The organism is Caulobacter sp. HMWF025 (assembly GCF_003060965.1).
GTDB lineage: Bacteria > Pseudomonadota > Alphaproteobacteria > Caulobacterales > Caulobacteraceae > Caulobacter.
In genome coordinates this window covers 1-5,601 of record NZ_QAII01000145.1, presented here as the reverse complement: position 1 = coordinate 5,601, position 5,601 = coordinate 1, and the positions used below count along the sequence as shown (strand labels likewise).

The following is a 5,601-nucleotide window of genomic DNA, read 5'->3' as shown; positions in this document are numbered from 1 at the left end:
CCCCTCGATCACGGGCCGGTCAGCCGACAGACTGCATCATACCTCCCCTGAGAGGCCCGCGCGGTTTCCCCCCAGCCGCGCGGGCTTTTTCGTGTCCGGAGCGGTCGCCGCCAGCCCGGCCTTTGGCCACATCGACGCCACGCCGCGCCGCGAAACGACCTTTATCCGAACGTTTCGCCGCCTGTTTGGTCCGCCATAAGACAGGGGTCAGCCGGCAGGTTCCGGGATCGGGGATCCTGAACAGCCCCCCCAGCCCCCCTCACGGGACCGGCCGCCTGACGATCCGGAGCCCTCAAATCCGGAAAAGCCCCAAGGCCCAAGAGCCCGTGCGATCCCCCTCCCGGTCGCGCGGGCTTTTTGGCGCGAGGTTTCTGGATCTCAGTCCTGGGTCGATCGCAGGACGCCGAGGATCCGGCCGCCACGAGCTCCCTGGACGATGATCACCGACTCCAGGCCCTCGTCCTTGGCCGGCGGCAGGCGGAACAGCCGGGGACGCCCCGACCACGACCCCAGGCGCACCAGCTCACGGACCACATTGCGATGGACCAGGGTCTGGCCGCGATTGTCGCCGCGCTTGACGGCGATGTCCTGGTGGCGGGGATCGAAGCGGACCAGCCACACCTCGCCACCGCCGCGCGGGGCCGGGCCCGAGCCCACGGCGATACGGGTCTTGCCGACAAATTCCATGTCCGGCGGGTTGGACGCGGCCTTGGCCGCCGTCCGGATCAGTTCGTCGACGGCCTCGGCCTTGGCCCCGGAGGCCTGCACGCGGCCGCTGACCACCACCTGCGGGGTTGGGACGTCACGCAGGGCAAATTTCTTGGCATAGGCCCGCTGGCGATCGGCGAAGACCGGCTTGGCGAAGGTGTCCTTCCAGCCCAGATAGTCCCAGTAGTCGACCGAATAGGTCAGGGCCAGAACGCCGTCACGATCGGCCAGATCGGCCACGACCTGGTTGGCCTTGCCACAGGACGAGCAGCCCTGGGCGGTGAACAGCTCGACGACGACCGGGGGCTTGGCGGCCCAGGCGGACGTTGCGGGCAGGCCCAACAGAGCCAGACAGAACAGGGAGAGGGCGGCCTTACGCATGAGAGGTCACTTAAGCCAAGATCGCCCCGGATGCCCGTTCACGAGGCCGTGAAGGCTGGGGTTCTTTCCAGAAACGAACGCGGCCCGCCGGAGATCATCCGACGGGCCGCGCTTTTGCAGTCTTGCGGCTGAGGCCTAGTCGGCCCTGGCCAGGTTGCGCAGCACGTAGTTCAGCACGCCGCCGTTCTTGAAGTATTCAAGCTCGGTGGGGGTGTCGATGCGGCAGCGGACCGGGAAGCGGGCGATGCGGCCGTCCGACGGGCGATAGAGCTCGACGATCAGCTGCTTGCGGGGCGCGAGGTCCTGCAGGCCGCGGATCGAGACGATTTCCTCGCCGGTCAGTTCCAGCTTCTGCCAGCCGTCCTGGATGAACTGCAGCGGCAGCACGCCCATGCCGACCAGGTTCGAGCGGTGAATGCGCTCGAAACTTTCGGTGATGACGGCACGGACGCCCAGCAGCTTGGTGCCCTTGGCGGCCCAGTCACGCGAGGAGCCGGTGCCGTATTCCTTGCCGGCGAAGACCACCGAGGGGCGACCCTCTTCCTGGTACTTCATGGCCGCATCATAGATCGACATCGTCTGACCCGACGGGAAGTGCTTGGTCACGCCCCCTTCGATGTCCGGCGTGATGCGGTTGCGGATGCGGATATTGGCGAAGGTGCCGCGCATCATGACCTGGTGGTTGCCGCGACGGGCGCCGTAACCGTTGAAGTCGATAGGCTGGACGCCGTTCTCGATCAGGTACTGACCGGCCGGGCTGGAGGCCTTGATCGAACCGGCCGGGCTGATGTGGTCGGTGGTGATCGAGTCGCCGAACACGGCCAGGACGCGGGCTTCCACGATGTCGGTGACCGGGGTCGGGGTCATCGACATGTTGGGGAAGTAGGGCGGGTTCTGCACATAGGTGCTTTCCCCTTCCCAGGCGTAGGTCTGGCCGCCGGTGATCTTGATCCCCTGCCAGTTCTTGTCGCCCTTGAAGACGTCGCCGTAACGGCTGGCGAACATCTTTTCGGTGACCGACTTGCGCTGCAGGGCGGCGATGTCTTCGTTCGAGGGCCAGATGTCCTTCAGGAAGACGTCATTGCCCTTCTTGTCCTGGCCGATCGGCTGGGTGGCGAGGTCGATCTTCATCGAACCGGCCAGGGCATAGGCGACCACCAGCGGCGGCGAGGCCAGGTAGTTGGCGCGAACGTCGGGGTTCACCCGGCCTTCAAAGTTGCGGTTGCCCGAGAGCACCGAGCAGGCGACCAGGTCGTTGTCGCTGATCGTCTTGCTGATGGCTTCCGGCAGCGGGCCGGAGTTGCCGATGCAGGTCGTGCAGCCGTAACCCACCAGGTTGAAGCCCAGGGCGTCCAGATGCTTGGTCAGGCCGGCCTTGAGCAGATAGTCGGTGACCACCTGCGAGCCGGGGGCCAGCGAGGTCTTCACCCACGGCTTGACCTTCAGACCCTTGGCGACCGCGTTCTTGGCCAGCAGGCCGGCGGCGATCAGCACCGAGGGGTTGGAGGTGTTGGTGCACGAGGTGATGGCCGCGATGACCACGTCGCCGTGGCCGACGTCGAAGTTCTCGCCTTCGACCGGGGCGCGCAGCTCGGGGTTCTCGGCCTTGCCGAATTCACCGGCCAGCGACTCGGCGAACTTGGAGGCGGCGTCGGTCAGCAGCACCCGGTCCTGCGGACGCTTGGGGCCGGCCAGCGACGGCAGCACCGTCGACAGGTCCAGCTCCAGGCCGTCGGTGAAGGTCGGCTCGGCGACGCCGGGCTCCCACCACAGACCCTGCTCCTTGGCATAGGCTTCGACCAGGGCGACGCGCTCGGCCGAACGGCCGGTGCCCTTCAGATAGGCCACGGTGGCGGCCGAGATCGGGAAGAAGCCGCAGGTGGCGCCGTATTCCGGAGCCATGTTGGCGATGGTGGCCTGGTCTTCCAGGGTCAGGCTGGCCAGGGCCTCGCCGTAGAATTCGACGAACTTGCCGACCACGCCCTTCTTGCGCAGCATCTGGGTGACGGTGAGCACCAGGTCGGTGGCCGTCGCGCCTTCCGGCATGGCACCGGTCAGCTTGAAGCCGATGACTTCCGGGATCAGCATCGGGATCGGCTGGCCCAGCATGGCGGCCTCGGCCTCGATGCCGCCCACGCCCCAGCCCAGAACGGCCAGGCCGTTGACCATGGTGGTGTGGCTGTCGGTGCCGACGACGGTGTCGGGATAGGCGACGGTGTCGCCGTCGACGTCGTTGGTCCAGACGGTCTGGGCCAGGTACTCCAGGTTCACCTGGTGGCAGATGCCGGTGCCGGGCGGCACGACGCGGAAGTTGTTGAAGGCCGACGAGCCCCAGCGCAGGAAGCGGTAGCGCTCGATGTTGCGCTCGTATTCGCGGGCGACGTTGGCGTCATAGGCCTTGGCGTCGCCGAAATTGTCGACCATCACCGAGTGGTCGATGACCAGGTCGACGGGGTTCAGCGGGTTGATCTTGGCCGGGTCGGCACCGAGGGCGACCATGGCGTCGCGCATGGCGGCCAGGTCGACGACGGCCGGAACGCCGGTGAAGTCCTGCATCAGCACCCGCGCCGGGCGGAAGCTGATTTCGTGCTCGACCGAGCCCTTGTTGCTGGTCCAGGCCGCGACGGCCTTGAGGTCGGCTTCATTGACCGAAACCCCGTCTTCGTTGCGAAGCAGGTTCTCGAGAAGCACCTTCATCGACACCGGCAACGAAGAAACTCCGGTCAGACCGGCTTCCTCGGCGGCGCGAAGGCTGTAATAGACGTAGGTCTTGCCGCCAACGACAAGTTCGCGGCGGGCTTTGAGGCTGTCCATAGACGCCATGCGGGAGATCCCTTCTCTGTCCACGGCCGCCCGAAAACCACTCCCGGGATCGCGCGATCGAGGCGGACCCACAGCGTCCATCCCCGCGCCGCGTACGCCCCTGACAAGCTGGAGGGGGACGGCCGATGGCTTCTTAGCGCTGCTCGTGGGGAACGTCCATGCGCCGCTCAGGGACTTGGCATGTTGAGAGTTGTTCGCATTCAGGATCTGGCCATCTCGCGCGGCGAGCGAAGGCTGTTTTCGGGGTTCAACCTGCAGGTTGAGCCGGGCGAGGCCGTGGCCCTGACCGGCCGCAACGGGGCCGGCAAGACCAGCCTGCTGCGGGCCGTGGCCGGCCTGCTGCGTCCCGAGGCCGGCGCGATCAGCTTCGGAGACACCGAGCCCGAAACCGCCCGGGCCGAGCATTTGCACATGGTCGGCCACCATGACGGCCTGAAGTCGACGCGAACCGCCTGGGAAGAGCTGCGGTTCCAGACCCTGTGGACCGGCGGCAGCGAGGCTTCGGCCCGCGACGCCGCGCAGATCATGGACCTGAAACGCCTTCTGGACCTGGAAGTGCGCCGCCTGTCGGCCGGCCAGAGGCGGCGGCTGGCCCTGGCGCGGCTGGCGGCCAGTCCCCGCAGCCTGTGGCTGCTGGACGAGCCGATGGCTCCGCTGGATGCCGGACACCGCAGCGCATTCGGCGCGGTGATGGCCGGCCATCTGGCCGGCGGCGGCATGATCATGGCCGCCGTCCACGATCCCCTGCCCGTCCCCTGTCGCACGGTCGAGGTCGGGGCATGAGCGCCTTCCTGATCCTGCTGCGGCGCGAACTGGCCCTGGCCTGGGGCAAGGGCGGCGGACCGCTGATCGCCCTGGCCTTCTATGCCGGGGTCGTCACCCTGCTACCGATGGCCGCAGGTCGGGCCCCCGAAAAACTGGCCGCCGTGGCCCCGGGCATCGCCTGGCTGGCCCTGGCCCTCTCGGCCCTGCTGTCGCTGGAGCGCCTGTTCGAGCGCGACTACGAGGACGGAGCCCTGGACCTGCTGGCGCTCGGTCCGGCCTCGCTCGAAGCCGTCGCCGTGGCCAAGTGCCTGGCCCAGTGGCTGGCCTCGGGCGCACCACTCGCCCTCGCCGCCCCGGTCGCCGCCCTGGCCCTCGGGGCCGATCCGAAGATCATCCCGCTCCTGGTGCTGTGCGCCCTGGCCGGCGGCCTGGCCTTTGCCTTCCTCGGCGGACTCGGCGCCAGCCTGGCCCTGGGCAGCCGGCGCGGCGGCCTGCTGGTCGCCGTGATCGTGCTGCCGCTCTATGTGCCGCCGGTGATCTTCGGGGCCGGGGCCCTCGACGCCCTGTCCGCCGACCTGCCCTGGACGGCCGGACTGTGGCTGATGCTGGCCTATTGCACGGCCGCGGTGGCCTTGAGTCCCCTGGCCATGGCGGCCGCCTGCCGGAACGCGCTGGACTGACACCGGCCGGACCGGACCGGGCGGTTCGCGTCAGTCCGGTAACAATGGTCACTCTGGCGGACATCTTGGCGCCATAGGACGTTGTCAGGCTCGCGCCAGAGTTCAACATCAGGGAGCAACCCCATGCGTACCTCCACGCGCCGCCTCGCCCTCGTGGCTGGGGCCGTCTTCAGCCTCGCCGCCGCCGGGGGCGTTGCCCTGGCCCAGGTCCCGCCGCCGCCACCGCCGCCGCCCGCACCCCCGG

General features: G+C 68.3%; 5 protein-coding genes. 3 read left to right on the top strand and 2 right to left on the bottom strand.

The annotated features are described in order from the left end of the window. The coding region (locus DBR10_RS20160; protein WP_233243437.1) for a hypothetical protein at positions 1 to 199 on the top strand (199 nt) is incomplete at its 5' end. A gap of 179 nt (positions 200 to 378) precedes the next feature. On the opposite strand, the gene DBR10_RS15340 is transcribed toward DBR10_RS20160, so the two are convergent. Both DBR10_RS15340 and acnA read right to left on the bottom strand, forming a co-directional pair. Beyond that, complete coding sequence (locus DBR10_RS15340; RefSeq protein WP_108504385.1) at positions 379 to 1,089, bottom strand: DUF1223 domain-containing protein; 711 nt, start codon at positions 1,087 to 1,089, stop codon at positions 379 to 381. Positions 1,090 to 1,224: 135 nt separating this feature from the next. Further along, positions 1,225 to 3,912, bottom strand: a complete 2,688-nt coding sequence (acnA, locus tag DBR10_RS15335; RefSeq protein WP_108504384.1) for an aconitate hydratase AcnA — start codon at positions 3,910 to 3,912, stop codon at positions 1,225 to 1,227. Between the two features lie 180 nt (positions 3,913 to 4,092). Between acnA and ccmA the strand changes: the two genes are divergently transcribed. Beyond that, positions 4,093 to 4,695 carry a heme ABC exporter ATP-binding protein CcmA gene (gene ccmA / locus DBR10_RS15330; RefSeq protein ID WP_108504383.1) on the top strand — a complete coding sequence of 201 codons (603 nt, stop codon included), beginning with the start codon at positions 4,093 to 4,095 and terminating at the stop codon, positions 4,693 to 4,695. Then, positions 4,692 to 5,357 carry a heme exporter protein CcmB gene (ccmB, locus tag DBR10_RS15325; protein WP_108556486.1) on the top strand — a complete coding sequence of 222 codons (666 nt, stop codon included), beginning with the start codon at positions 4,692 to 4,694 and terminating at the stop codon, positions 5,355 to 5,357. Before ccmA ends, ccmB begins: the two co-directional genes overlap by 4 nt. Positions 5,358 to 5,601: the final 244 nt, after the last annotated feature.